Below are 23219 nucleotides of genomic sequence, written 5' to 3' on the forward strand. Positions count from 1 at the left end.
CTTCGGCGTGGGTCGCGAGGTCAGACGATGTTCAGCTCGGGGCGCAGGCCGCTGCGGGCGAAGCGGTCGGCGTGCAGGGTGGACACTTCCACGACCGGCTCCCGGCGCAGGAAGAGGTCCCGCACCACCTCACCCACCGCCGGGCCCATCAGGAAGCCGTGGCCCGAGAAGCCGGTCGCGTAGAGGAACCGGGAGACGCCGGTCGCCTCCCCGATCAACGCGTTGTGGTCCGGCGTCATCTCGTAGAGCCCGGCCCACCCGCCTGCCAGCCCGACGTCCGCGAGGGCGGGCGCCCGGTGCCCGATCGCCTCGGCCAGCCGCGGCAGCCACCGGTCGGACCGGGTGAGGTCGAAGCCGGGCTCCTCGTCGGGGTCCGACATGCCCAGCAGCAGCCCCCGGCCCTCGCGGTGGAAGTAGAAGCTGGTGGAGAAGTCGATGGTGAACGGCGTCCGACGGTCCAGGCCCGGCACCGGCCCGGTGGTCAGGATCTGGCGGCGGACCGGCTCGACCGGGAGGTCCACGCCGGCCATCTCGCCGACGGCCCGGGACCAGGCACCGGCGGTGCAGACGACCGTGTCCGTCACGATCCGGCCCCGGTCGGTGTCGACCGCGGTGATCCGGTCGCCCTCCAGGACGATGCCTCTGAGGGTGCAGCCACGGACCAGGCGGGCACCCGCGCGGCGCGCGGCCCCGGCGTACCCGAGGACGACCGACTCGGGCGTGCAGTGCCCGTCGGTGGGCGACCAGGCGGCCGCGAGGAGGCCGTCGGTGCTGATCATCGGGGAGAGGCGGGCGGCCTCGGCGACGTCGATCATCCGGCTCGGCACGCCGAGCTCGTTCTGCAGGGCGACGTTCTGCTCGAAGGCGGCGACGTGCTCGGGCCGGTCGAGGAGGAAGAGGTAGCCGACCCGGTGCAGGTCGATCTCCTGGCCGAAGGTGTCCGCGAACCCCGCGAACGTCTCCAGGCTGCGCAGCCCCAGCTCGATGTTGACCCGGTCGGAGAACTGCGCCCGGACGCCGCCGGCCGCCTTGCACGTCGACCCCGAGCCGAGCTCGTCCCGCTCGAGGAGGACGACGTCGGTGACCCCTGCCCGAGCGAGGTGGTAGGCGGTGCTCAGGCCCATCACCCCGCCACCGACGATGACGACGGACGCGTGGGTCGGGAAGCCTGCGGCAGGCGCCACGTGGGTCCTCGCTCTCGGATCGGGGGCCGGCCGGGACCGGCCTGCCCACCATGCTGAGGCACCCATCGTGATCCGGACCACACCTCAGGACAAGCGGCCGGCCTCGATCCCCAGCCGGCGCGCCGCCTTCTCGAGGGAGGCCGCCGCCTCCCGGGCGTAGACCTCCTCGGGGACCGCCACCGTCGTGCCCAGCACCTCCGACATCCACGCGGCGTCGCGGGCCGCCCCGCCCTGCTCGGCGTCCATGCTGCCGCGGTCGCTCAGGTTCGAGGCGAAGATGCCCGCCGCCGAGCGGGGCAGGAAGTCCTCGTAGACGATCGGCTCGAGCCGCAGGACGCCCGCATCCACGAGCTCGACGACCCCGCCGGACGCGATCGCGGCCCGCTGGCGCGGGTCGGCGTCCCCTGCCGCCACCGCGTCGTCGACGGCGACGGTGAAGAACCCCAGCCCGGCCCGCCAGAGCCCGTGCTCGGTGTCGGGCAGCCCCTCGGTCCACACCTGCCGCGCCACGTCCGCCCGCCCGGCACCCGGCTCCTCGACCAGCCGGCGGTCGACGTCGGCCACCAGCGCGTCGTACACCTCCCGGCCGGCCGGGGTGAGCGCGATGCCGCGGGCCTCGACCTCGCCGAACCGCACCCGCAGCGCCCCCTCGCTGACGGTGCCGTCGACCTCCCGGAAGCGGCGCGGCTCCGACAGCGCGCGGAACGACGTCTGCCGCAGCAGCACGTCCGGTCCGTCCCAGCGGGGCGGCCCCTGGATCTCGTCGATCATCTCGATGCCGCGGGCCTGCATCGAGGCGTACAGGTCGTCGATGTCGAGCACCCGCGGCGTGAGGTGGTTGACGTGGGTGCTGCCGACACCGCCGATGTCGGCGGCGACGCCGGAGACGCGCTCCAGCTCGGCGTACCACGCCCGGTCGACCGGCTCGGGCGAGAGCGCGAAGGCCGCCGTGGCGAGCTCGAGGTACCGCTCGGCGTCGTCGGCGGAGAGCTCCCGGTGCTCCACGGCCCGGTCGGCGAGCACCAGCAGCTCCTCGGGGAAGAGCCGGCGGGCGGCGACGAACCGTTGCAGGCGGCCCTCGAGGTCCTCGTCGAAGAAGCGCCGGTCCTCGGGGACGAGCGCCGAGGTGAAGACCCGGAACGGGTTCGCGGCCAGCTCCTCGCGCTCCAGAGGCCGGAACGCGGTCGACACGACCGGGATCGGCGCCGGCGCCGCGTCGCGCAGGTCGTAGAACCCGCACGGCGACATGCCCAGCGCCCCGAACACGCGGGCCACCTCGGCGAGCTCGCGCGGCGAGCCGACCCGGATCGCGCCGTGTCGCTCGGCGGTCACCCGCTCGATCGTGCCGAGCCGCTCGGCGTCCGCGCCGCGCCGGGACAGGACGCGCTGGTTCACCTCCTCCGAGACCTGCACCAGCGTCGTGTACGCCGGCACCTCGGACCCGTACAGGGAGGAGAGGCGGGCGGCGAAGCGTGCCCGCAGCTCGGTCCGCCCCACCGTGCCGGTCGTCCTGCTCATCGCGGTCACCTCCGTCTCGCGGGCCCCGGACGTCAGGGCACGATGACGATCTTGCCGCGGGTGTGGCCCTGCTGGCTCAGCGCGAACGCCTCCGCGACCTCCTCGAGCCCGAAGGTGCGCGCGACCTCGACGGTCAACCTGCCCTGGTCGGCGAGCTCCGCGAGCCGCGCGGTCTCCGAGCCGAGCGGGCGCACCCACACGGCGTGGCCGCCGTGCTCCTCCACCGAGCCGTCGGCGATCGAGGCGTGCCGGCCACCCTCCGCGAGCACCGCCAGCGTGGTCTCGAGCTGGCCACCCACGAAGTCGGCCACGGCGTCCACGCCCTCCGGCGCGAGCGCCCGGACTCGCTCGACCAGGCCCTCGCCGTACGCCACCGGCTCGGCGCCCAGGCCGCGCAGGAACTCGTGGTTGGCCTCGGAGGCGGTCCCGACCACGCGGGCGCCACGCGCGACGGCGATCTGGACGGCGAGGCTGCCGACGCCACCCGCGGCGGCGTGGACCAGGACCGTGTCGCCCTCACCGACCTCCAGCACGTCCAGCGTGCGCAGCGCCGTGCCGCCCGCGAGCGGCAGGCCACCAGCCTGTTCCCACGTCAGGGACGCCGGCTTGCGGGCCACCGACCAGGCCGGGACGGCCACCTGCTCGGCGAACGTGCCGCCGTGCACCGTGTCCTTGCGCGCGTAGGCCATCACCTCGTCGCCGACGGCGAGCTCGGGGGTGTCCGGCCCGACCGCGACCACCGTGCCGGCCACGTCCCACCCCGGGATGACGGGGAAGACGGCGTCCATGAGGCCGTCCAGCCCGCCGGCCATCAGCTTCCAGTCGACCGGGTTCACCCCGGCGGCCCGGACCTCGATCAGCACGGCTCCCGGGCCGACCTTCGGGTCCGCGACGTCGCGGACCTCCAGGGTCGAGATGTCCTCGCTGTACGCCGGGTAGGTGACGGCACGCATGTTCTCTGCTCCTTCTGCTGGGGGGTCGTCGACGTCAACCACCCGCACCGGGAGCAGCCTTCCCGCCGCACGCTGTGACGTTCCTTGCCCGGTGGACCAGTCCAGCGGGCGCCACCTGAACCTTCGGCCCTCGTCAGGCCTCTCCAGTACGAGGAGGCTGGACGGGGGCAAGAGCCGGACAGGTCTCCACGAGGAGTCGAGATGCGCAGCGTCCAACGCAGCGGGTTCGAGGAGGTGTTCCGTGCCTACTACACCTCGGTCCTGCGCACGGCGTACGTCGTCCTCCACGACCACGGCCGCGCCGAGGAGGTCACCCAGGAGGCGTTCCTGCGGCTCTACGAGCGCTGGTCGGAGGCGGCGTCGTACGACCACCCGGCCGCCTGGGTGCGCACCGTGGCGGTCCGCGAGGGGATCCGCCGGGCCGAGCGGGAACGCCGCCAGGTGCTGACGCTGACGCTGGTCGACCACGGGGCGACCGACCGGCTCCCGGACCTGGACCTGTTCGAGGCGGTGGCCTCGCTCCCCCCGCGCCAGCGGGCGGCGGTCGCGCTCTACTACCTCGAGGACCGACCCGTGGACGAGATCGCCCGGCTCATGGAGGTCTCCCCCGCGACCGTCAGGCAGCACCTGTTCCAGGCCCGCGCGCGCCTGGGCACGAGCCTGACCGACCCGACCGAGGGAGGTGAGCGCGATGCCCAGTGAGGAGGACCTGCGGGAGTCCCTGGCGTGGGGGGTCGACTCGATCCACCCCGACGTCGAGGCCGAGCTCCACCGCGTCCTGGCCCGGGCCGCCACGCGCCGGCGCACCAGGCAGGCGACGTACGCCGCAGTGCTGGCCGCCGCGGTGGCGCTGGCCGTGCTGCTCGCCGGCCACGACTGGCGACCCCGGGCCGCGGAGCCGGAGCCGAGCAAGCCGGTCACGGTGCAGGCGCTCACCCCGAACCGGGGCGCGTTCGCCGATCCCGCCCACCTGGCCCCCGGGACCTACCGGGTGTCCTTCCTGCCCGGGAACTGGTGGCACGGGGTCGAGGCGGAGGTCGATGTCCCCGCCGGCTGGGGGCAGGACGACCGCTACGCCCTGGCCACGGGTCCCGCCGAGCGGCCGGCCACCCGTCGCCTGGACTTCTTCGCCGGCCCGGACGCCGTCCTCGGCCGGTGCTCGCACACAGGTCTGGGGGCCAGCCCCACGCCGCTCGAGGTGGCGCGGGCCATCGGCTCCGTCGCGGCGATGTCCGCGTCGGCCCCAGAGCCGGTCAGCCTGGACGGGCACCCCGGGTACCGCGTCGAGCTGCGTGACACGCTCGGCAAGGAGACCGCGCGGTGCGGTCACCGGACCAGCTCGCTCTACGCCGTCCCCGGCATGTTCGCCCAGGCGCCGGGCTTCACGACCCTGATGTGGACCTTCGACGTCGACGGTCAGCGGGTGGCTGTCTTCGCCAGCTACGGGCTCCACGTCACCGACGCCCAGGTCGACGAGCTCGTCCGGATGGTCGAGTCGGCCACCTACCACGGCACCTGACCGGGTGCAGGTCACCCGACGCGGAGCAGGCTCGCGAGCAGGCGACGCAGCACCCCGAGCTGGGCCCGCATGTGCTCGGGCGTCCCGGTGGAGCGGCACAGCAGGAACGCCCCCTCGAACGTCACGAACACGTGGTCGGCCAGGGCGTCGACGTCCCCGAGGTCGAGGCCGCGAGACGTGGCGGCGGCCGTGAGGAGGTCGGCGATCTCCTTGCGCCAGACCTCGATGGCGTGGTGGATCAGGTCCGCGGTGCCGTTCGAGACCAGCTGCTGCTCGGTGAGCACCGCGACGTAGAGGCAGTTGCTCTGCGCGGACATGATCTCCTCGGCCGCGTCCTCGAACCAGCGGACGAACTCGACGACGCGGTCCGCGGGATCGGCCACCGATCCGGTGGCCTCGAGGGCAGACTGCAGCTGCCCGATGTCCGCGGCGACGTACCGCTCGGTCAGGGCTCGCGCGAGGTCGACCTTGGAGTCGAAGTGGTGGAAGAACGCACCCTTCGACGTCCCGGCGGCCCTGAGCACCTGGTCGACGGACGTGGCTGCGAACCCGTTCTCGATCACCAGGTGCTGCGCGGCGTCGAGGATCCGCTCCCGGTTGATGGCCCCGTTCTTCGGCATGAACACCTTGTATCAGACCAGACGGTCTGTTACAAACAGACCAATCAGTCTGTTTCAAGGAGGAGCACCATGAAGACTGCCGAGAACCTCTCCTGGCTCACTGCCGGTCGCTACGTCAGCGACGGCGGTCTGGAGACCGACCTGATCTTCAACCGCGGGGTCGACCTGCCGGAGTTCGCCTCGTTCCCGCTCGTCGAGGACGAGCGGGGGCGGGCGTTGCTGCGTGACTACTACGACGGCTACGCCGCGATCGCGCGCGCGGCCGGCGTCGGCCTCACCCTCGAGTCACCGACGTGGCGCGCGAACCCGGACTGGGGCACCAGGGTCGGGTACGACGCCACTGCGCTCGCTCGGGTGAACCGGGCGGCGATCTCGTTCCTGCACCAGCTGCGAGAGTCCTACGCCGATCTCGGTGACGTCCGGGTCATCGGTGCCGTGGGTCCGCGCGGCGACGGGTACGTCGCGGGCGAGAGGACCGACCCCGACCAGGCCGCGGACTACCACCGTCTGCAGCTGGAGGCCTTCGCCGCGGCGGGGGTCGACGTGGCCGCTGCCTACACGATCACCACCCCCGAGGAGGGCGTCGGGATCGCGCGGGCCGCGCGGCAGGCCGGCGTGCCGGTGCTGGTGGGCTTCACCGTCGAGACCGACGGCCGGCTGCCGGACGGGACCCCGCTGCGCGAGGCGGTGACGCTGGTCGAGGCCGAGGAGGCGCCCGACGGGTTCATCGTCAACTGCGCCCACCCCACCCACGTCGCGCCCGCTCTGGACGGCGGCACGTGGCTCGACCGGATCGTCCAGGTCAACCCGAACGCATCCACCCTCACCCATGCCGAGCTCGACGCGGCCGAGGAGCTCGATGCGGGCGACCTGGACCTCCTGACCTCGTCCTACGACGCGCTGCGCGCCCACCTCCCCGGGCTGGCTGTCGTCGGCGGCTGCTGCGGCACCGACGCCCGTCACGTCGCCGCCCTCTGGGGCGTGTGACCCCCGCCCGTCGTCAGACCCGACCATCACGGAGACACACCATGAACACCCACCTCACCTCGACCGTCGACCCACGCCACCCCGGCCTTCCCGGCGCCCCTCTGGCCGCTGGCGACCAGGTCGGTGGCGTCCGCAGGGCCACGCCGGGCGACGCCGCCGGCCTGAGCCTGACGCTCGCCAGCGCCTTCCGGGACGACCCGGTCTTCACCTGGTGCATCCCCGACCCGCATCAGCGTGACCACCGTCTGGCCGCGTGGTTCCGGGTCGTCGTCGATGCCCTCCTCGCCCACCACGAGACGTACTGCACCCGGGACCGGGCCGGCGCGGCGCTCTGGGTCCCGCCCGATGCACCGCCCCTGACCGAGGACGAGGGGGGCACGGCTCGGGACGGTCACCGACGACCTCGGCGGTCCGGCACCGGCGCGGATCGAGGCGCTGAGCGGGCTCATGGAGGCCCGACATCCCCACGACCCGCATCTCTACCTCTGGTTCGCGGGCGTCCACGCGCAGCGTCAGGGACAGGGGTACGGCGGCCGGCTGCTCCGGTCCCGACTGGACCGTGCCGACGAGGAAGGTCTCCCTGCCTACCTCGAGGCGACCAGCCCACGGAACCGGGCGCTCTACGAGCGGCACGGCTTCGAGGTCACCGGGGAGCTGTCCGTGGACGCGTCGCCGCCGCTGTGGCAGATGTGGCGGGAGCCGCGCCCGGCGCACACCGCGTGACGCTCGTCGGTGCCGGCCCCGGGAGAGCACGAAGGCCCCGGACTCTCGTCCGGGGCCTTCGTCATGATGGTGGTGGTGCGCGAGGGGGGAGTTGAACCCCCACGTCCTTTCGGACACACGGACCTGAACCGTGCGCGTCTGCCTATTCCGCCACTCGCGCTTGAAGCGAGCACACGGTATCCCAGCCCGTCGGACATTCCCAAACCGGGCCGAGGGGCTGCACCACGGCCTGTGCAGACCCCGTTACGATCGGTCGCGACCCAGCGAGCTGCTGGGCTCGTCGGCCTGCCGTGGTCGAGGCGGCCGGCTCGGCCGAGGAACGGAAGGAGGCGGGCAGCATGAGCGGACTGTCACGGTTCGAGCACAGGCTCGAGCAGATGATCTCCGGGGCGTTCGCCCGGGCGTTCCGCTCGGCGGTGCAGCCCGTCGAGATCGCCGCCGCGCTCCAGCGCGAGTGCGACAACAACACCCAGATCCTCTCCCGCGAGCGGCGGATGGTCCCCAACGACTTCCACGTCGAGCTCTCGGCGACCGACCTCGACCGGCTCGCGGCGTACGACTCCGCGATGTCGGAGGAGATGGTCCGCCAGCTGCAGGACCACGCCGACCAGCAGGGCTACGTCTTCCCCGGCCCCGTCACCGTCGACTTCGAGTCCGCCGAGGACCTCACCACCGGCCGGTTCCGGATCCGCAGCCGCGCCCAGGCGAAGGTCACCGGCAACGCCACCCACACGCAGGCGCGCCGCGCCCGGGCCGTGCTCGAGGTCAACGGCACCCGCCACCCGCTCCAGCAGCCCGGCCTGGTCATCGGCCGCGGCACCGAGGCCGACGTCCGGATCAACGACCCCGGCGTCAGCCGGCGCCACGTCGAGTTCTCGGTCTCGCCGGGCGGCGACCGGATCGAGGTCCGCGACCTCGGCTCCACCAACGGCATGCTCGTCGACGGCCACCGCGTCACCCACACCGGCGTCCGCGACGGCACGCAGGTCAAGATCGGCAACACCACGATGACGGTGCGCGTCGTCGAGGAGGACGTGGATGTCTGAGCTGACCCTCTTCCTGATCCGGATCGCCTACCTGGCGATCCTCTGGATCTTCGTGCTGTCGGCGATCTCGGTGATCCGCTCCGACATGTTCGGCGCGCGCGTGCCCGAGGCGGCCCGCGCGACCGACCGCCGGGCCGGCAAGCAGGGCAAGCCCGCCAAGGCGCCCAGCCGCCGTCGCGGGGCACCCACCCACGTCCTGGTCACCGAGGGCGCCAACTCCGGTGAGCGGGCCGAGCTCGACGCGGCCCCGATCCTCATCGGACGCGGCAGCGACGCCGCCATCCGCCTCGACGACGACTACGTCTCCACCCGGCACGCCCGGATCGCCGCCTCCGGCGACCAGTGGTTCGTGGAGGACCTCGGCTCCACCAACGGCACCTACATCGGCAGCGTGCGCATCACCCAGCCGACCACGATCAGCCTCGGCACCCAGGTGCGCATCGGCAAGACGATCCTCGAGCTGCGGAAGTAGTCGCGGATGACCCAGCCGATCACCGAGCCTCCCCCCACGCCGGACACCCCGCTGCACCTGCGCTTCGCGGCCATCTCCGACGTGGGGCGGGTGCGCAAGGACAACCAGGACTCCGGGTACGCCGGCCCCTGGCTGCTCACGGTCTGCGACGGCGTGGGCGGCGCCGCCCGCGGCGACATCGCGTCGGGCACGGCGGTCCAGCAGCTGCGGCGGCTCGACCACCCGCCCACCGAGGACCTCCTCGGCCAGGTCGCCGGCGCGCTGCACCGGGCCCACGACCGGATCGGCGAGCTCGTCGACGAGGACCCCTCGCTCAACGGCACCAGCACCACCGCCACGGTCGCGCTCTTCGACGGCGAGCGGCTCGGCCTCGGCCACGTGGGCGACAGCCGCGCCTACCTCTACCGCGAGGGCGAGATCACCCAGCTCACCAAGGACCACACCTTCGTCCAGAGCCTGATCGACGAGGGCCGGATCACCGAGGACGAGGCCCGGGTCCACCCCCACCGCAACCTGATCCTCAAGGCGCTCGACGGCATCCACGAGGCCGAGCCCGACCTCTTCCACATCGGCCTAGCCGAGGGCGACCGGCTGCTGCTGTGCAGCGACGGCGCCTGCGGCGTCCTCGACGACCACCGGCTCGCCGACATCCTCTCCACCGGCAGCGCGGAGTTCGCCGCCGTCGAGCTGGTGCGCGCCAGCCTGGAGGCCGGCAGCTCCGACAACGTGACCTGCATCGTGGCCGACGTCGTCGCCGGCAGCGCCCCGGAGGAAGAGACCCGACCGATCCTCGTCGGCGCCGCCGCGGAGCTGCGGCGCCGCGGCCGGGGCGCGAAGGGCAGCCTCTTCCGCGGCCACCGCTCCGGCGACACCGGCGAGCTCGAGCCGGTCGCCGCCGAGATCCCCGACGACGTCCCGTTCGCGATCTCCAACGACCCGCTCGACCCGGAGGCGGCCCGCTACGCCCCCCGCGCGCCGCGCCGCTTCCTGTGGCTGCGGCGGCTGCTCGCCCTGGTCGTGGTGGCCGGCCTCGCCTGGGTCGGCCTGGCGGCCGCCTGGTCCTGGAGCCAGCAGCAGTACTTCGTCGGCGAGCAGGACGGCACCGTCGTGATCTTCCGCGGCCTCAACGCCGACCTGCCGGGGGTCTCGCTCTCCACGCCGTACGAGACGACCAACGTCGAGCTCGCCCGGCTCTCCGACTTCGACGCCGGCAAGGTCCGCGAGGGCATCGACACCGGCAGCCTCGAGGACGCCCGCCGCGCGGTCGACAACCTCGCGGCCAAGCAGTCCACCGACACGACCGCGGACGGCTGAGCGATGGCCCAGAACACCGGCTCCTTCCTGGGATTCGTGCACCGGCGCCGCCGGGGCGCGGAGCTCTTCCTGCTCGTGCTCGCCCTCGCGGTGGGCATCGGGGCGTACGCCGCCGTCGGCATCGGCGTCGAGGGCGAGGTCCCGGCCGACATCGTCGGGTACGGCGGCTGGCTGGCGCTGCTCGTCATCGGCTGCCACGTGGTGGTGCGGTTCGTCGCGCCGTACGCCGACCCGGTGCTGCTCCCGGTCGTGGCCGCCCTCAACGGCTTCGGCCTGGCCGTCATCCACCGCCTCGACCTGGCCTACGAGACCGACTCGAGCTCGACCACCCACGGCGGCTTCGCCCAGCAGCAGCTGATCTGGATGACGCTCGGCGTGCTGCTGTTCGTCGGCACCCTGATCCTGCTGCGCGACCACCGGGTGCTGCAGCGGTTCACCTACACCAGCGGCCTGGCCGCGATCGTGCTGCTGCTGCTGCCCATGCTTCCGGTGGTCGGCAGGACGATCAACGGGGCCCGGATCTGGATCCACCTCGGGCCGTTCAGCTTCCAGCCCGGCGAGGTCGCCAAGGTCCTGCTCGTCATCGCCTTCGCCGGCTACCTGGTGCTGCACCGCGACGCGCTCGCGCTCGCCGGCCGCCGGGTGCTGTTCGTGGACCTGCCCCGTGGCCGCGACCTCGGCCCGATCCTGGCCATGTGGCTGGTCAGCCTCGGCATCCTGGTCTTCCAGCACGACCTCGGCTCCAGCCTGCTCTTCTTCGGCCTCTTCCTGATCATGCTGTACGTCGCCACCGAGCGGCCGGGCTGGCTGGTCGTCGGCGGCGGGCTCTTCCTCGCCGGCGCGCTGCTGGCCTACAAGCTGTTCGGCCACGTGGCGGTCCGCGTCGACGTGTGGCTCGACCCGATGCACTACTACGACGACAAGTTCGGCGCCCTGAGCTTCCAGCCCGTCGAGGCGAGGTTCGGCATGGGCTGGGGCGGCCTGATCGGCCGTGGCTTCGGCGGGGGCAGCCCGGAGCGGGTGCCCTACGCCAACTCCGACTTCATCGTCAGCTCGATCGGTGAGGAGCTCGGGCTCACCGCCGTCATCGCGGTCATCCTGATGTACGGGCTGATCGTGGAGCGTGCCCTGCGCGCGGCGCTGGTCTGCCGCGACGGGTTCGGCAAGCTGATGGCCACCGGACTCGCGGCCGTCTTCGCGCTGCAGGTCTTCGTGGTCATCGGCGGCGTCACCGGCCTGATCCCGCTCACCGGCCTCACCACACCGTTCCTCTCCTACGGCGGGTCCTCGCTCGTCGCGAACTGGGTGATCATCGCGTTGCTGCTCCGCATCTCAGACCAGGCCCGCCGGCCGATCCCGGACCTCTCCGGTGACGACGACTCGGCCGACAACGATGCGACCCAGGTGGTCAAGACCGTGAGGAGCGAGGCATGAACAAGCCGATCCGCACGATCTCGATCTTCTGCCTGCTGCTGTTCGTCGCGCTCATGCTCAACGCGACCTACCTGCAGTACTACAAGGCCGGCGCACTGGACAAGGACCCCCGCAACCGCCGGGTCATCGCCGCGGCCTTCTCCCGCGAGCGGGGCGCGATCCTCGTCGGCCGCGACCCGGTCGCGCAGAGCGTGCCGGTCGACGACCAGTACAAGTTCCAGCGCACCTACCCGGAGCCGTTCAAGTACGCCCCACTGACCGGGTGGTTCTCCTACTACAGCCAGACCGGCATCGAGCAGTCGCAGAACGACGTGCTCTCCGGCGACGACTCGCTGCTGTTCGTGACCAAGCTGGTCGACCTGCTGAGCAACGACTCGTCCAAGGGCGGCAGCGTCGAGCTCACCATCGACCCCGCGGCCCAGACCGCTGCCTACAACGGGCTGAGCGCGCTGCCCGGCGACGTCGAGGGCTCGGTGGTGGCGCTGGAGCCCAACACCGGCAAGATCCTGGCGATGGTCTCGCTGCCCAGCTACGACCCCAACAAGCTGGCCTCCCACGACTTCGGCGCCGCCGGCGACGCCTACGACCGCCTCAACGCCGACGACTCCGACCCGCTGGTCAACCGGGCCATCCAGACCCGGCTGCCACCCGGCTCGACGTTCAAGGTCGTCACCGCCGCGGCCGCGATCGAGAGCGGCAGCTACGACGCCGACTCCCAGGTGCCCGGTGGCGCGACGTACCAGCTGCCGCTCACCAGCGGCGAGTCCGGCCTGATCGACAACGAGGGCCGCGACTGCGGCACCAACCGGATCCCCTTCGCCCAGGCGATGGAGAACTCCTGCAACACCACCTTCGCCGCCCTCGCCAACGAGGTCGGCGCCGAGGGGATGCAGAAGCAGGCCGAGGCGTTCGGCTTCAACAGCCACTACCTCGAGGACCTCGGCCCGCAGGCGGAGTCGAACTTCCCCAAGGACATGAACGAGGCGCAGGTCGGCCAGAGCGGCATCGGCCAGTACGAGGTCGCCGCCACGCCACTGCAGATGGCGATGGTCGCGGCCGGCATCGCCAACGGCGGCACGGTCATGCGCCCCTACGTCGTGGACGAGGTGCAGTCGCCGGAGCTCGACGTGCTCGACAAGACCGAGCCCAGCGAGCTCTCCCGCGCGGTCTCGGCCTCGACGGCCAGCGAGCTGACCAAGCTGCTCGTCTCCACGGTCAGCAACGGCACCGCCAACCCCGCCGCCATCCCGGGCATCGACGTGGCCGGCAAGACCGGCACCGCCCAGAGCGGCATCGACAACGTGCCGCCGTACGCCTGGTTCATCTCCTTCGCGCCCGCCGACGACCCGCAGGTCGCCGTGGCGGTCATGATCCAGAAGGCCGACATCCCGCGCGGCGAGATCGCCGGCGGCATGCTCGGCGGCCCCATCGCCAAGGCGGTCATGGAGGCGGTGATCAAGTGAGCGAGCAGCAGGACCACGGGTACGCCGACGACGGCCGCCGCTACCGGCTCGACTCCCGGATCGCCACCGGCGGGATGGGTGAGGTCTGGCGGGGCACCGACACCGTGCTGGGTCGCGAGGTCGCGATCAAGGTGCTCAAGGGCGAGTACGCCGACGACGAGTCGTTCCGGTCCCGCTTCGAGACCGAGGCCCGGCACGCGGGGTCCCTGCACCACCCGGGCATCGCGGCCGTCTTCGACTTCGGCGAGGCGTCCCCGACCGACGGGTCGGACGCGCCCCGGCCCTACCTGGTGATGGAGCTGGTCGACGGCCAGCCGCTCTCGGCCCTGCTGCGCCCCGGTGCGCCGATGGACCCCGACGTCGCCCGGGACCTGCTGGCGCAGGCCGCCGCGGCCATCGGCGCCGCGCACGACGCCGGCATCGTGCACCGCGACGTCAAGCCAGCGAACCTGCTGGTCACCCCGGCCCGCGAGGTCAAGATCACCGACTTCGGCATCGCGCGCGCCGCCGACGGGCTGGCGCTCACCCAGACCGGGCAGGTGATGGGCACCCCCCAGTACCTCTCGCCCGAGCAGGCCCGCGGCACCGCCGTCACGCCGGCCTCCGACGTCTACTCCCTCGGCGTGGTGGCCTTCGAGTGCCTCGCCGGCCGACGCCCGTTCGTCGCCGAGACCCCCATCGCCACCGCGCTGGCCCACCTGCGCGAGCCGGTCCCGCCGCTCCCGCCCGAGGTCCCCGCCGACCTCGCGGCCGTCGTCCGCAAGGCGATGGCCAAGGAGCCCGGTGACCGCTACCCCGACGGCGCCTCCTTCGCCGCTGCGCTGCGCGACCCGGCCACCGCCGCCACCGCGCTGGTGCTGCCCCCCGACACCGAGAGCACCCAGGTCATCGCGGGCGGGGTGCCCGCGGCCGGTGCCGCCGCCGGTGCTGCCGTCGCGGACCCGACCCCCACTCCCGCCCCCACCCCGGCCACCCCCCGCGACGAGTCCGGCGGGCGCCGTCGTCGTGGCGCCCTGTGGCTGCTGGTCGGCGCGTTCGTGGTGCTGGCCGCGGTCGTCATCGGCTTCCTGGTCCTCGGCAGCGAGAGTGACCAGACCGGCCCCACCGAGAACCCGACCCCCAGCCCGTCGCGCTCGCGCACCCAGTCGCCGTCGCAGCAGCCCAGCCGGACCCCCACCTCGACGAGCCCCTCGACCAGCCCGTCGAAGAGCCCCTCGAAGACGCCGTCGTCGAGCTCGCCGTCCACGACCCCGTCCGGGACGCCCTCGTCCTCGACCACGCCGTCCCCCTCCCAGAGCCCGACCACGACGGCACCGAGCCCGAGCCCGAGCCAGACGACCACGGCGCCGGCCACCCAGGCTCCGGCCAGCACGTCCCCGACCAGCAGCACCCCCACCACCTCCGCACCCAGTGCGCTCGACGGAAGGGACGCCCGCTGATGAGCAACGCACAGCCGACCGTGGTCGGTGGTCGCTACGAGCTCGGCGAGCTCCTCGGCCGGGGCGGCATGGCCGAGGTCCGCAAGGGCATCGACACCCGTCTCGGGCGGGTCGTCGCCGTGAAGCGGCTGCGCACCGACCTCGCCAGCGACGCGACGTTCCAGGCGCGCTTCCGGCGCGAGGCGCAGTCCTCGGCCTCGCTCAACCACCCCTCGATCGTGGCGGTCTACGACACCGGCGAGGAGATGTCGACCGACGGGTCCGACGTCGCCCAGCCCTACATCGTCATGGAGTACGTCGCCGGGCGGACGCTGCGCGACATCCTGCGCGAGGGCCGCAAGATCCTCCCCGAGCGGGCCCTGGAGATCACCAGCGGCGTGCTGTCCGCGCTCGACTACAGCCACCGCGCCGGGATCATCCACCGCGACATCAAGCCCGGCAACGTGATGCTCACGCCCAGCGGCGACGTCAAGGTCATGGACTTCGGCATCGCCCGCGCGATCAGCGACGCCTCCTCGACGATGACCCAGACCGCGGCCGTGGTCGGCACCGCGCAGTACCTCTCCCCCGAGCAGGCCCGCGGCGAGACCGTCGACTCGCGCTCGGACGTCTACTCCGCCGGGTGCCTGCTCTACGAGCTGCTGACCGGTCGCCCGCCGTTCGTGGGCGACAGCCCGGTGGCGGTGGCCTACCAGCACGTCCGCGAGCCGGCCGCCCCGCCGTCCGACCACGACACCGACCTGCCGCCGGAGATCGACGCCATCGTGATGAAGGCGCTCGCCAAGCGGCTCGAGGACCGCTACCAGTCGGCGGCCGCCATGCGCAGCGACATCGAGCGCTACCTCGCCGGGCGCCCCGTGCACGCGGTGCTGGCCCCGGCGCCCCCGACCAGCGTGATCCCGCCGGTGGAGCCGCCGGTCGACGCGACCGCGGTGCGGCCAGCCGTACCCCCGTCCGACGACGACGACCGGCGCGGTCGCAACGGCATGGTCGTGGCCCTGGCCGTCCTGGTGGCCCTGCTCCTCGCCGCGGCCGCCTACTTCGTCCTCCCCCGGATGTTCGAGAACCAGGTCGAGCAGACCCAGGTGCCGAACCTGATCGGGCTGACCGAGCAGCAGGCCCGCGCCGCGGTCGGCGACGCCGGCCTGGGGGTGGGCCGGGTCGACTACCAGGCCGACCAGGACGTGGCCAAGGACAAGGTCATCAGCCAGGACCCCAACCGCGACCAGTACGTCGATCCCGGGTCCGACATCGACTTCGTGGTCTCGACCGGCAAGCCGCTGGTGACCGTGCCGTCGGTGGTGGGCCAGGACAAGGAGGCCGCGGCCGCCACGCTGCGCAGTGCCAAGCTGAAGCCGGTGCTCAAGGAGCAGGACTCCGACGAGCCGCGGGGCCAGGTGCTCTCCACCACGCCGCCGGGCGGCGAGAACGTCCCGCAGGGCACGACCGTCACGGTGATGTACTCCGACGGTCCCGAGAAGGTGCCGGACGTGGTGGGCCTCAAGCAGGACGAGGCGGAGAAGAAGGTGCGCGACGCCGGCTTCTCCCCGAAGGTCCTCGAGTCGGACAACACCACCGAGCCCGCGGGCACGGTGATCGACCAGAGCCCGGCCGGTGGCGAGACCGCCTCGGAGGGCTCCACGGTGACCATCGTGGTGTCGACCTACCAGGCACCGAGCCCGACGCCCTCCCCGTCCGAGTCCCCCTCGGAGTCCCCGACGCTGCCCACCGAGCCGCCGACCACGCAGCGCAGCGGTCTCCCGCCGGGCCGCCTGCGCTGACCGGGGCGGTCAGCTCAGCGGCTTGGCGTAGTCCAGGCTGAGCAGCCCGTCGTACGCCGGCGCGGTGACGCTGTCCTCGAGCCGGAGGTCCCAGCCGACCGAGATCGTCGGGTCGGCCGCCTGCTCGCGGTAGACCTGGAGGTACTCGTCGCTGTCGATGGAGGCCAGCAGCGACGCCTGGTCACCCACCGCGGAGATGACGTAGGGCTGCGGGTAGGGCACACCCTGCAGCTGCACGGAGTTGCCCTCGCACTTGATGCCGGTGGTCGTGACGACCCGCTGGCCGTTGACGGTGACCGCGGTGGCGCCGGCCTTCCACATCGCGTTGACCACCGCCTGGATGTCCTGCTGGTGCACGATGAGGTACTTCACCTCGACGTTGCTGTTGTTGATGACGTCCTCGGGGGCGTCGGAGAGGGTGACGGTCACGCCCGGGCCGGTGCGGGGCACGAGTCCGGCGGGGTCCTTCAGCTTCTCGATGCGCCGCTGGTAGCGCTGGACCTCCCGGTCGTCCATCGCGTCGGTGAGGGTGGCGACGTCGGAGTTCAGGTCCTTGACCCGCTGCTGCAGCGCGCCGTACTGCCGGGCCTGGCTGCTCACCAGGGACGCCAGGTCGGTGTAGCGCCCCGGGCGCAGGTCGGTGCCGTGGCTGTTGAGGCCGCTCACGATGAACAGGCCGCCGCACAGCAGGACCACCACCGGGGTGCCGACCCGCCACCAGCTCCGGGGCCGGCGGGGGCGGCGCGGACGACCGGGTCGCCCCGACCCGTCGTCGGCGGGCCGCGCGTGGGATCCAGGGGTCACGCCGACTAAGGTAGCCCGCGACCTGTGACGATGCGTCACCGGCGCGTGCGCAGGAGCACGCCCCGCAACAGGACCAGAAACAGGACCCGCCAGGGCCCACCACCGAGGAGCAGCTCGTGTCCAAGCCGAAGGCCAAGCAGCCGGACTTTCTCGACCCGACCCGGGGACCGGTGTTCTCGGCGCGGTTCGTCGTCTCGCTGCTGCTCATCGTCCTGGGCATCGCGTGGATGGCCTACTACTACGCCGCGGTCCGGGTCGACCCGACCGCGGTCCCCGCGCCCGACCCGGGCAGCCCGGCTTGGATGGCGGACCTGGGTGACTGGAACTACCTGATCGGCTTCGGCGCGATCATGCTCGGCCTGATGATCGCCGCCCACCCGTCGACCCCGCTCGGCCGCGGCCGCGGCGTGGTGGTCGGGATGCTGGGCTGCTTCCTGATCGGCCTGGTGTGGATCTGCACCTTCTACATCATCAGCGACGACCTCAGCCGGCTGCCGATCTTCGACGACCTCGGTCAGAAGAACCTGCTGGTCGGCATCGGCTTCATGGCCGTCGGCTTCACCTTCGCGACCCGCTGGGAGTGACCGACCCGTCGCGGCCTCACGCCGGGACGGCCCGCGCGGTGCGGCGTGCCCGCTGCACCCGGGGATCGGCCACCGGCGCCGCCGCGAGCAGCTGGGCGGTGTACTCGTGCTCCGGGCGGGTCAGCACCCGGTGGGTGTCGCCCTCCTCCACGAGCACGCCGTCGCGCATCACCGCCACCCGGTCGGCGACGGCACCGACGACCGCCAGGTCGTGGGTGACCAGCAGGCAGGCGAACCCGATCTCGCCCTGGAGGCGACGCAGCAGCGCGAGCACCGTGGCCTGCACCGACACGTCGAGCGCGCTGGTCGGCTCGTCCGCGACGAGCAGTCGTGGGCGCAGCGCGAGCGCGCGGGCGATCGCGACCCGCTGACGCTGTCCACCCGACAGCTGGTGCGGGAACCGCTCGGCGTACGACGGGTCGAGGTCGACCGACTCCAGGAGCTCCTCCACGCGGGCCCGGGCCCGCGGCGCCGACCAGGACGCCAGTCGCAGCGGCTCGCTGATCGAGCGGCCCACCGGGTGCCTGGGGTTCAGCGACGAGCTCGGGTCCTGGAAGACGATGCCGACCTGCCGCAGCAGCTCGCGCTGGCCGCGCCGGCTCGTCGCTCCCAGGTCGGCGCCGTCGAGCAGCGCCCTCCCCGCCGTCGGCCGGACCAGGCCGCTCAGGCAGCGGCCGAGGGTCGACTTGCCCGACCCTGACTCACCGACCAGGCCGAGCGTCTCGCCCTGACGCACGGCGAGGTCCACGCCGCGTACGGCGTGCGTCCCGGTCCCACGGCGCAGCGCGCGGGTGTCGCCGTAGGTCACGTCCACCTGCTCCAGACGCGCCACGACCGACGTACGGCTCGCGGCCCGGACGGGGGCAGGACCGGAAGCGAGAGCGCCCGCCGCGGGCAGCGTGGGCACCGCCGCCAGCAGGCTGCGCGTGTAGGGCTCCTGCGGGTCGACGAGCACCGAGGCGGCCGGGCCGCGCTCCACGACCCGCCCCTTCTCCATCACCACCACGTCGTCGGCGAGGTCGGCGACCACGCCCATGTCGTGGGTGATCAGCAGGACCGCGGTGCCGTCGCCGGCGAGGCCACGGAGCAGGTCCAGCACGCCGGCCTGCACGGTCACGTCGAGCGCCGTGGTCGGTTCGTCGGCGATCAGCAGCGCGGGACCGCGGCTGGTCGCCATCGCGATCATGGCCCGCTGCAGCTGCCCGCCCGACAGCTGGTGCGGGTAGGACGCCGCGACCCGAGCCGGGTCGCCGAGGCCGGCCGCGGCGAGCAGCTCGTGGACCCGGTCCTCGGCCCCTCCCGCCCGGTCGTGGGCCCGCAGCGCCTCCCGGATCTGGCTGCCGATGGTGTGCACCGGGTTCCAGGCGGCCATCGGCTCCTGGAAGACGGTGCCGACGCGGGCGCCCCGCACGGCGCGCAGCGACGCGTCGTCGAGGGTGAGGAGGTCCACCCCGTCGAGCAGCACCCGGCCCCCCACCTGCACGCCGGGGGCGTGCAGGCGGAGGACGGACTGCGCGGTGACCGACTTGCCGGAGCCCGATTCGCCGACGACGGCCACGACCCGACCGCGAGGCACGTCGAGGTCGATCCCGTGCACCACGCGGCGCGGGCCGCGCCGGCCGTCGGGGAACGCGACGGTCAGGTCACGGATGCTGAGCAGCGGCTCGGTCACGGAGGTCACTGCGCCAGCGAGGTGCGCAGGTAGTTCGGGTAGTTCGGGAACCCGGACACGTCGAAGTTCTGCACGTCCGAGCCGCGCAGGAACGCGTTGCGGGTGTAGAGCAGCGGCACGACGGGGGCGTCCTCCATGATCCGCTTGTCCGCCTGCGCCCAAGCCTCCTGCGCCGCCGCCGGGTCGACCTCACCGGTGGCCTTCGCGATCAGGGCGTCGACCTCCTTGTCGGAGTAGCGCGACAGGTTGTAGCTGCCGCCCCCGATCTGGCTGGAGTCGAACAGCGGCGAGATGTTGCCGTTGGCGCTGGGGAAGTCGGGCTGCCAGCTGCTGACCGCGAGGTCGTAGTCGCCCTTGTCTCCGGTGATCGTGTCGTAGTAGACGTTCGAGTCCTGCGGGTCGATCGTGACCTTGATGCCCGCCCGCTGCAGGCCCTGCTGGATCGCCTCGGCCCGGGCGACGGACTGACCGTCGTTGGGGGTGACCAGCGTCAGGTCGAGCTTCGTCGAGCCGAGGAGCTCCTTGGCCTTCGCGACGTCACCGGTCTCCGGCGCGGGGTACAGGTCGTACTCCTCACGGCCGGGGATGCCGGGGGTGATCAGCGTGGTCGCCAGCTCGCCGCCCTGCGAGCCACCGGCCGCGAGCTGGAAGGCGCGCTTGTCGACGGCGTACTCGATGGCTTGGCGCACCTTGACGTCGTCGAGGCCGGGCCGCTGGTTGTTGATCGCGAGGTACGCCAGCGCGCCGGGGTCGGACAGCGCCAGGCGCTCCTTGGCCGACGGGTTGCTCGTGATCTGCTTCAGCTGCGCGGGCGGCACGAAGCCGGCACCGAAGGCGGCACTGGCCTCCCCGCTGTCGGCGATCAGCTGCTGCGCGGCGACGGTGTCCTCCTGGCCGAGCTTGAAGACGATCTCGTCGGGCCCGCCGAGGCGTACGTCGTCGGTCCTGGTGCTCCACTCGGGGTTGCGCTCGAGGGTGACCGCCGTGCCGGGCTCGTTCTCGGCCACCTCGTAGGGGCCGGAGGCGACCGGGTCGCTGCCGTAGGTCGCGGGGTCGGTGTCCTCGGCCTCGGGCACCGGTGCGAACGCCGGCATCGAGGCGATCCACGGCCAGTCGCCGTACGGCGTGTCGAGCTTGAAGACGATGGTGCGGTCGTCCGGCGTCTCGATGGAGTCGAGCTCCTTGCCCTGGTAGGGCCCGGTGTAGTCGTCCCCGCCGACGAGCAGCGTCTTGTGGTAGCCGAGGCCGCCGGAGAGCTCGGGGGCGAAGGAGCGCTCGAGGCCGTACTTGATGTCGGCGGACGTGATGGGGTCGCCGTTGGAGAACGTCAGCCCGGGCTTGAGCGTGAAGGTCCAGGTGCGGCCACCGTCGCTGGCGGTGCCGGTGTCGGTGGCCAGGTCGGGGACGACCTTCGGCGGCTGGCCGGGGCGGATGTCCCAGGTGGTGAGCCGGCGGTGCACCAGCCCCTGCGAGGTGATCGCCAGGCTCTGGCTCTTGGCCGGGTCGAAGCTCTGCTCGGTGGACGAGGTGTAGATGGTCAGGGTGCCGCCGCGGTGGAAGCCCGAGGTGGCGGAGGAGTCGTCCTTGCCGTTGGCGTTGCAGCCGGCTGCGGTGACGGCCAGGACTGCGGTGGCCGCCAGGGAGATGAGGGTGCGATTCACGGGTCGTTCCTTCTGGTGGGGTGGATGGGTCAGCCGCGCCGCGCCACGCGCGGGTCGAGACGGACGTAGGCGAGGTCCACGGCCAGGTTGGCCAGGACGATGAGGAAGGCCGAGAAGAGGGTCACGCCGAGGACGACCTGCAGGTCGAGGTTGCCGACGGAGTCGACGAGCAGCGCGCCGAGGCCCTGCATGCTGAAGATCTTCTCGGTGATGACCGCGCCGCCCAGGAGGCTGCCGAGGTCGAGGCCGAAGATGGTGACGACCGGCAGCAGGGCGTTGCGCAGCGCATGGTGCGTGACGACGCGGCGCTCGGAGAGGCCCTTGGCGCGGGCCGTCCGCACGAAGTTCTCCTCGAGCACGTCGAGCATCTGGGTGCGGGTCAGCCGGGTGTAGACCGCGGAGCTGGCGACCGCGAGGACGCACCACGGCAGCACCAGGTGCCAGGCCCACGGGACCATCCCGTCAGCCAGCGGCACGTAGCCACCGACCGGGACGGCGTCGAGCTTGAAGCCCAGGACGTAGATGCCGACCAGGCCGACGAGGTAGGTGGGGGCCGAGACCCCCACGACCGTGGAGGCCATCGCGGCCCGGTCGACCCAGCTGTTGCGCCGCAGCGCCGCGACGACGCCGGTGGTGACACCCACGAGCGTCCACAGGACTGCTGCGCCCACCGCGATCGAGGCGGTCACGCCGAAGCGGTCCCAGATCAGGGTGGTGACCGGCTCGTTGAGCCGGAACGAGTAGCCGAAGCACGGCGCCGAGCAGTGCACGGTGGCACCGCCGGAGCCGTAGTCGCGGCCCACGAGGATCCCGCGCAGGAAGTCCCCGAGCTGCACCAGCACCGGCTGGTCGTAGCCGAGGAAGTGCCGCACGGTCTCGCGGCGTTCGGTGGTGCAGGGCTTGCCGCACGACGCCTGCGAGACGTCGCTGGGCAGCAGGTGGAAGACCAGGAAGGTGAGGGCGGCGATCGCCAGCAGCACCAGGACGGCGGCGAGCACCCGCCGCAGGACGTACGACGTCGTGGTCATCGTTCCCCCGCCAGGCGCGGGTCCAGCGCGTCGCGGAGCCCGTCGCCGACCAGGTTGAACGCCCAGGTCACCGCGAAGAGCGCGAGCGCCGGCCAGAGCAGGTACCAGGGGTCGGTGGCGATCCAGCCGATCGCCGTGCCGATGGTGCGTCCCCACGCGGGTGTCGGTGGCGGCACGCCGACCCCGAGGAAGGAGAGGGCGGCCTCGGCGCCGATGTTGCCGGGGATGGCCATGGTCGCGAACACGATGACGGTGCCCCACAGGTTGGGCAGCAGCTGCTCCCGGAGCACGTGCCAGGGACCGGCGCCCATGGCCCGGGAGGCCCGGGTGAAGTCCCGCTGCATGAGGGTGAGCGACTGCGCGCGCACCACCCGCGCCACCGGAGGCCAGCCGAACAGACCGATCACTCCCACCACGAGCAGCCACTTCGGGATCGCCGCGGGAGCGAGCGCCCCCAGGGCGATCATGAAGATCAGGCTCGGGAAGCCCAGCAGCACGTCGGTGCCTCGGCTGACCACGAGGTCATAGGCGCCGCCCAGGAGCGCCGCGCTGGTGCCGAGCAGGACCCCGATGGTGACCGAGACGACCGTGGCCGCCAGGCCCACCAGGATCGAGGTCCGGGCGCCGTAGACCACGACCGCGAAGAGGTCGCGACCGGTGAGCGGCTCGGCTCCGAACCAGTGCCGGGCGCTGACACCGCCGAAGGCGCCGATCGGCGAGCCGTCGTCGGCGAGTGCCGACGCGTCGTAGGTGAACGGGTCGTGCCCGCCGAGGCGCGCGACCCACGGAGCCGCGAGCGCGAGCAGGAACGCCGCGACCACGACGGCCAGGCCGAGCATGGCGGCGCGGTCACGGCGGAAGGTCCGCCAGGGGCTCGGCCGGAACCGGGTGTCCGGCACTGCGAGCTCGACGGCGTCGGGGCCGGTCAGCGCAGCCACAGGCCCTCCTTGAACGGGTGCGGGTGAGAACGACGTGGAAACCTATCAAAGTCGACTCACTTACCCGATAATGGGGTTG

General features: G+C 72.7%; 21 protein-coding genes and 1 tRNA gene. 12 read left to right on the forward strand and 10 right to left on the reverse strand.

What is annotated here, in order from left to right:
• Positions 1 to 20 precede the first annotated feature (20 nt).
• The 3 genes from ACZ43H_RS19440 to ACZ43H_RS19450 all read right to left on the reverse strand — a co-directional run bounded on the left by ACZ43H_RS19440 (position 21) and on the right by ACZ43H_RS19450 (position 3655).
• Positions 21 to 1184 (reverse strand): NAD(P)/FAD-dependent oxidoreductase, encoded by a 1164-nt coding sequence (locus ACZ43H_RS19440; RefSeq protein WP_464585670.1) that lies wholly within the window; start codon positions 1182 to 1184, stop codon positions 21 to 23.
• Positions 1185 to 1268: 84 nt separating this feature from the next.
• Positions 1269 to 2702 carry a 2-oxoadipate dioxygenase/decarboxylase gene (gene hglS / locus ACZ43H_RS19445; RefSeq protein ID WP_464585671.1) on the reverse strand — a complete coding sequence of 478 codons (1434 nt, stop codon included), beginning with the start codon at positions 2700 to 2702 and terminating at the stop codon, positions 1269 to 1271.
• A gap of 32 nt (positions 2703 to 2734) precedes the next feature.
• Entirely contained in the window at positions 2735 to 3655 is a 921-nt protein-coding gene (locus tag ACZ43H_RS19450; protein ID WP_464585673.1) for an NADP-dependent oxidoreductase, read from the reverse strand.
• Positions 3656 to 3856: 201 nt separating this feature from the next.
• On the opposite strand from ACZ43H_RS19450, the gene ACZ43H_RS19455 reads away from it, so the two are divergent.
• The gene (locus ACZ43H_RS19455) at positions 3857 to 4357 is read left to right on the forward strand and encodes an RNA polymerase sigma factor (RefSeq protein WP_464585675.1); all 501 of its coding nucleotides are present in this window, start codon (positions 3857 to 3859) and stop codon (positions 4355 to 4357) included.
• Entirely contained in the window at positions 4347 to 5174 is an 828-nt protein-coding gene (locus ACZ43H_RS19460) for a hypothetical protein (protein WP_464585677.1), read from the forward strand. Before ACZ43H_RS19455 ends, ACZ43H_RS19460 begins: the two co-directional genes overlap by 11 nt.
• 11 nt (positions 5175 to 5185) lie before the next feature.
• On the opposite strand, the gene ACZ43H_RS19465 is transcribed toward ACZ43H_RS19460, so the two are convergent.
• Positions 5186 to 5794, reverse strand: coding sequence for a TetR/AcrR family transcriptional regulator (locus ACZ43H_RS19465; protein WP_464585678.1), 609 nt, complete (start codon positions 5792 to 5794; stop codon positions 5186 to 5188).
• A gap of 69 nt (positions 5795 to 5863) precedes the next feature.
• On the opposite strand from ACZ43H_RS19465, the gene ACZ43H_RS19470 reads away from it, so the two are divergent.
• Both ACZ43H_RS19470 and ACZ43H_RS19475 read left to right on the forward strand, forming a co-directional pair.
• Positions 5864 to 6781 carry a homocysteine S-methyltransferase family protein gene (locus tag ACZ43H_RS19470; protein WP_464585680.1) on the forward strand — a complete coding sequence of 306 codons (918 nt, stop codon included), beginning with the start codon at positions 5864 to 5866 and terminating at the stop codon, positions 6779 to 6781.
• A gap of 447 nt (positions 6782 to 7228) precedes the next feature.
• A complete protein-coding gene (locus ACZ43H_RS19475) occupies positions 7229 to 7504 on the forward strand; it encodes a GNAT family N-acetyltransferase (RefSeq protein ID WP_464585682.1) in 276 nt (91 codons plus the stop codon).
• 73 nt (positions 7505 to 7577) lie between these two features.
• Here the strand turns inward: ACZ43H_RS19475 and ACZ43H_RS19480 are convergent.
• Positions 7578 to 7664: transfer RNA gene (locus ACZ43H_RS19480), tRNA-Leu, on the reverse strand.
• Positions 7665 to 7842: 178 nt separating this feature from the next.
• Here ACZ43H_RS19480 and ACZ43H_RS19485 point away from each other — a divergent pair.
• From ACZ43H_RS19485 to pknB, 7 genes are read left to right on the forward strand one after another with little or no spacing between them, the layout of a single operon-like run.
• Positions 7843 to 8550, forward strand: coding sequence for an FhaA domain-containing protein (locus ACZ43H_RS19485; protein WP_464585684.1), 708 nt, complete (start codon positions 7843 to 7845; stop codon positions 8548 to 8550).
• On the forward strand, positions 8543 to 9022 hold the full coding sequence (locus tag ACZ43H_RS19490; RefSeq protein ID WP_464585686.1) for an FHA domain-containing protein FhaB/FipA: 480 nt from the start codon (positions 8543 to 8545) through the stop codon (positions 9020 to 9022). The genes ACZ43H_RS19485 and ACZ43H_RS19490 overlap by 8 nt, the downstream gene beginning before the upstream one ends.
• 6 nt (positions 9023 to 9028) lie before the next feature.
• On the forward strand, positions 9029 to 10336 hold the full coding sequence (locus ACZ43H_RS19495) for a PP2C family protein-serine/threonine phosphatase (RefSeq protein ID WP_464585687.1): 1308 nt from the start codon (positions 9029 to 9031) through the stop codon (positions 10334 to 10336).
• 3 nt (positions 10337 to 10339) lie between these two features.
• Positions 10340 to 11770 (forward strand): FtsW/RodA/SpoVE family cell cycle protein, encoded by a 1431-nt coding sequence (locus ACZ43H_RS19500; protein WP_464585689.1) that lies wholly within the window; start codon positions 10340 to 10342, stop codon positions 11768 to 11770.
• A complete protein-coding gene (locus ACZ43H_RS19505) occupies positions 11767 to 13233 on the forward strand; it encodes a peptidoglycan D,D-transpeptidase FtsI family protein (protein WP_464585691.1) in 1467 nt (488 codons plus the stop codon). Before ACZ43H_RS19500 ends, ACZ43H_RS19505 begins: the two co-directional genes overlap by 4 nt.
• The gene (locus tag ACZ43H_RS19510) at positions 13230 to 14672 is read left to right on the forward strand and encodes a protein kinase domain-containing protein (RefSeq protein WP_464585693.1); all 1443 of its coding nucleotides are present in this window, start codon (positions 13230 to 13232) and stop codon (positions 14670 to 14672) included. Before ACZ43H_RS19505 ends, ACZ43H_RS19510 begins: the two co-directional genes overlap by 4 nt.
• Positions 14672 to 16453, forward strand: coding sequence for a Stk1 family PASTA domain-containing Ser/Thr kinase (gene pknB, locus ACZ43H_RS19515; RefSeq protein ID WP_464585694.1), 1782 nt, complete (start codon positions 14672 to 14674; stop codon positions 16451 to 16453). The genes ACZ43H_RS19510 and pknB overlap by 1 nt, the downstream gene beginning before the upstream one ends.
• A 9-nt stretch (positions 16454 to 16462) precedes the next feature.
• On the opposite strand, the gene ACZ43H_RS19520 is transcribed toward pknB, so the two are convergent.
• Complete coding sequence (locus ACZ43H_RS19520) at positions 16463 to 17257, reverse strand: DUF881 domain-containing protein (RefSeq protein ID WP_464585696.1); 795 nt, start codon at positions 17255 to 17257, stop codon at positions 16463 to 16465.
• A 116-nt stretch (positions 17258 to 17373) separates the two neighbouring features.
• Here ACZ43H_RS19520 and ACZ43H_RS19525 point away from each other — a divergent pair, with 116 nt between their 5' ends.
• A complete protein-coding gene (locus ACZ43H_RS19525; protein ID WP_464585698.1) occupies positions 17374 to 17841 on the forward strand; it encodes a cell division protein CrgA in 468 nt (155 codons plus the stop codon).
• Between the two features lie 16 nt (positions 17842 to 17857).
• Here ACZ43H_RS19525 and ACZ43H_RS19530 read toward each other — a convergent pair whose 3' ends face one another.
• The 4 genes from ACZ43H_RS19530 to ACZ43H_RS19545 are packed head-to-tail and all read right to left on the reverse strand — an operon-like array spanning position 17858 to position 23140.
• The gene (locus ACZ43H_RS19530) at positions 17858 to 19522 is read right to left on the reverse strand and encodes a dipeptide ABC transporter ATP-binding protein (RefSeq protein ID WP_464585700.1); all 1665 of its coding nucleotides are present in this window, start codon (positions 19520 to 19522) and stop codon (positions 17858 to 17860) included.
• Entirely contained in the window at positions 19519 to 21174 is a 1656-nt protein-coding gene (locus tag ACZ43H_RS19535; protein ID WP_464585702.1) for an ABC transporter substrate-binding protein, read from the reverse strand. The genes ACZ43H_RS19530 and ACZ43H_RS19535 overlap by 4 nt, the downstream gene beginning before the upstream one ends.
• Before the next feature lie 29 nt (positions 21175 to 21203).
• The gene (locus ACZ43H_RS19540; protein ID WP_464585704.1) at positions 21204 to 22202 is read right to left on the reverse strand and encodes an ABC transporter permease; all 999 of its coding nucleotides are present in this window, start codon (positions 22200 to 22202) and stop codon (positions 21204 to 21206) included.
• Positions 22199 to 23140 (reverse strand): ABC transporter permease, encoded by a 942-nt coding sequence (locus ACZ43H_RS19545; protein ID WP_464585706.1) that lies wholly within the window; start codon positions 23138 to 23140, stop codon positions 22199 to 22201. The genes ACZ43H_RS19540 and ACZ43H_RS19545 overlap by 4 nt, the downstream gene beginning before the upstream one ends.
• Between the last annotated feature and the right edge of the window lie 79 nt (positions 23141 to 23219).

Source organism: Nocardioides sp. DN36, assembly GCF_055380375.1.

Coding starts and splice junctions, on each gene's coding strand:
- ACZ43H_RS19490 (WP_464585686.1), top strand. CDS start 8,543: ATGTCTGAGCTGACCCTCTTCCTGATCCGGATCGCCTACCTGGCGATC.
- ACZ43H_RS19465 (WP_464585678.1), bottom strand. CDS start 5,794: ATGCCGAAGAACGGGGCCATCAACCGGGAGCGGATCCTCGACGCCGCG.
- ACZ43H_RS19505 (WP_464585691.1), top strand. CDS start 11,767: ATGAACAAGCCGATCCGCACGATCTCGATCTTCTGCCTGCTGCTGTTC.
- ACZ43H_RS19495 (WP_464585687.1), top strand. CDS start 9,029: ATGACCCAGCCGATCACCGAGCCTCCCCCCACGCCGGACACCCCGCTG.
- pknB (WP_464585694.1), top strand. CDS start 14,672: ATGAGCAACGCACAGCCGACCGTGGTCGGTGGTCGCTACGAGCTCGGC.
- ACZ43H_RS19455 (WP_464585675.1), top strand. CDS start 3,857: ATGCGCAGCGTCCAACGCAGCGGGTTCGAGGAGGTGTTCCGTGCCTAC.
- ACZ43H_RS19500 (WP_464585689.1), top strand. CDS start 10,340: ATGGCCCAGAACACCGGCTCCTTCCTGGGATTCGTGCACCGGCGCCGC.
- ACZ43H_RS19485 (WP_464585684.1), top strand. CDS start 7,843: ATGAGCGGACTGTCACGGTTCGAGCACAGGCTCGAGCAGATGATCTCC.
- hglS (WP_464585671.1), bottom strand. CDS start 2,702: ATGAGCAGGACGACCGGCACGGTGGGGCGGACCGAGCTGCGGGCACGC.
- ACZ43H_RS19540 (WP_464585704.1), bottom strand. CDS start 22,202: ATGACCACGACGTCGTACGTCCTGCGGCGGGTGCTCGCCGCCGTCCTG.
- ACZ43H_RS19450 (WP_464585673.1), bottom strand. CDS start 3,655: ATGCGTGCCGTCACCTACCCGGCGTACAGCGAGGACATCTCGACCCTG.
- ACZ43H_RS19470 (WP_464585680.1), top strand. CDS start 5,864: ATGAAGACTGCCGAGAACCTCTCCTGGCTCACTGCCGGTCGCTACGTC.
- ACZ43H_RS19475 (WP_464585682.1), top strand. CDS start 7,229: ATGGAGGCCCGACATCCCCACGACCCGCATCTCTACCTCTGGTTCGCG.
- ACZ43H_RS19460 (WP_464585677.1), top strand. CDS start 4,347: ATGCCCAGTGAGGAGGACCTGCGGGAGTCCCTGGCGTGGGGGGTCGAC.